At 38.3% G+C, this 738-nt stretch carries 1 protein-coding gene; it reads left to right on the forward strand.

The features are described from left to right. Window positions 1-13 precede the first annotated feature (13 nt). The coding region (locus PSI15_RS18325) for a tyrosine-type recombinase/integrase (protein WP_273584766.1) at window positions 14-738 on the forward strand (725 nt) is incomplete at its 3' end.

The following is a 738-nucleotide window of genomic DNA, read 5'->3' on the forward strand; positions in this document are numbered from 1 at the left end:
ATTTTGAGTGATCATGGCTGCCGAACTAAACAAGCTCAGTGACAAAAAACTTAAAAATTTGCACGGAAAAGAAAGGGATAATATTGAGTTTTTTGCTGATGGTGCTGGGTTGAGTGCCAAAGCATCTAAAGCAGGAGGTATTAGCTGGGTTTTTACCTATCGACTTGATGGTAAAAAGTTAAACCGCCTTACCATTGGGCGCTATCCTGATATGCCCCTCAAACAAGCTCGTGAAACACGGGACAAATGCCGTAACTGGTTGGCGTCCGGTAAAGATCCAAAGCTCCAATTTAACTTAGTGATGCAAGAATCATTAAAACCAGTCACTGTAAAAGATGCTATCGAATATTGGATAGAGCACTACGGTAGAGAGAATCGAGTGAATATCGATACCCTCATTCTTCAATTAGAAAAACATATTTATCCTTATATTGGTGAAATGGCATTGTCTGACTGTGAAACAATATATTGGCTGCAATGCTTTGATCGAATGAAAAAGAAAGCTCCGGTGGCTGCTGGTTCTGTATTTCAACTGTGCAAGCAAGCCCTGAAGTTTTGCCGAGTAAGAAGGTATGCGATCAGCCATGTATTGGATGATTTAACTATTCAGGATGTTGGAAAAAAACAGAATAAAGGTCAGCGGTATTTAGAAGATAATGAACTTGGTCAATTATGGGAATCCATAAATACAGGTATCTACCTACCTTATTATAATAATTTATTGAAAATATTGGTTGT

The sequence above is a fragment of the Xenorhabdus sp. PR6a genome (assembly GCF_028599065.1).
In the GTDB taxonomy this organism is placed as follows: domain Bacteria; phylum Pseudomonadota; class Gammaproteobacteria; order Enterobacterales; family Enterobacteriaceae; genus Xenorhabdus; species Xenorhabdus doucetiae.